Source organism: Paenibacillus sp. FW126-R14 (genome assembly GCF_058789495.1).
In genome coordinates, this window is sequence record NZ_JBYTBS010000137.1 from 1 (window position 1) to 873 (window position 873).

General features: G+C 52.6%; 7 tRNA genes. All 7 read left to right on the forward strand.

Annotated elements, in window-relative coordinates:
- Nucleotides 1–115: 115 nt before the first annotated feature.
- The 7 genes from AC3WRW_RS33010 to AC3WRW_RS33040 all read left to right on the forward strand — a co-directional run bounded on the left by AC3WRW_RS33010 (nucleotide 116) and on the right by AC3WRW_RS33040 (nucleotide 777).
- A tRNA-Ile gene (locus tag AC3WRW_RS33010) sits at nucleotides 116–192 on the forward strand.
- Between the two features lie 27 nt (nucleotides 193–219).
- Nucleotides 220–295, forward strand: a tRNA-Ala gene (locus tag AC3WRW_RS33015).
- A gap of 3 nt (nucleotides 296–298) precedes the next feature.
- Nucleotides 299–371 (forward strand) — tRNA-Asn (locus AC3WRW_RS33020).
- A gap of 19 nt (nucleotides 372–390) precedes the next feature.
- Nucleotides 391–479: transfer RNA gene (locus AC3WRW_RS33025), tRNA-Ser, on the forward strand.
- A 23-nt stretch (nucleotides 480–502) separates the two neighbouring features.
- A tRNA-Met gene (locus AC3WRW_RS33030) sits at nucleotides 503–576 on the forward strand.
- 15 nt (nucleotides 577–591) lie between these two features.
- Nucleotides 592–680, forward strand: a tRNA-Ser gene (locus AC3WRW_RS33035).
- 22 nt (nucleotides 681–702) lie between these two features.
- Nucleotides 703–777, forward strand: a tRNA-Glu gene (locus AC3WRW_RS33040).
- Nucleotides 778–873: the final 96 nt, after the last annotated feature.

Below are 873 nucleotides of genomic sequence, written 5' to 3' on the forward strand. Positions count from 1 at the left end.
GACCGTTAAGCCCTCCAGCGTCGATGGTACTTGAACCGCAGGGTTCTGGGAGAGTAGAACGTTGCCAAGCAGTACCCCTTGTGGGTGTTTAAACAAAAAAAATTGTTATCAATTTTGGCCCTTAGCTCAGCTGGTTAGAGCGCACCCCTGATAAGGGTGAGGTCGGTGGTTCGAGTCCACTAGGGCCAACCATGAATTTTTAGTTCCAGTCAACACTATGGGGCCATAGCTCAGCTGGGAGAGCGCCTGCCTTGCAAGCAGGAGGTCAGCGGTTCGATCCCGCTTGGCTCCACCATATTCCCTGATAGCTCAGTTGGTAGAGCACTCGACTGTTAATCGAGTTGTCACAGGTTCGAGTCCTGTTCGGGGAGTCCTAACCCATAAATACTAGGAGAAGTGTCCGAGTTGGCCGAAGGAGCACGATTGGAAATCGTGTAGGCGTCACAAGCGTCTCGAGGGTTCGAATCCCTCCTTCTCCGTTTCTTATAAATTTAGACATTATGGCGGCGTAGCTCAGCTGGCTAGAGCGTACGGTTCATACCCGTAAGGTCGGGGGTTCGAGCCCCTCTGCCGCTAGTAGTTCGTTATATTGGAGAGATACCCAAGTGGCTATAAGGGGACCCTCTGCTAAGGGGTTAGACTGCGTAAGTGGTGCGAGGGTTCGAATCCCTCTCTCTCCGTCGGTATATTTTCATTCAGCATGGCCCGTTGGTCAAGTGGTTAAGACACCTCCCTTTCACGGAGGTAACAGGGGTTCGAGTCCCCTACGGGTCACCATTTCTATCTTAGAAGTTCATTCCCATGGAGGCTTAGCTCAGCTGGGAGAGCATCTGCCTTACAAGCAGAGGGTCGGCGGTTCGATCCCGTCAGCCT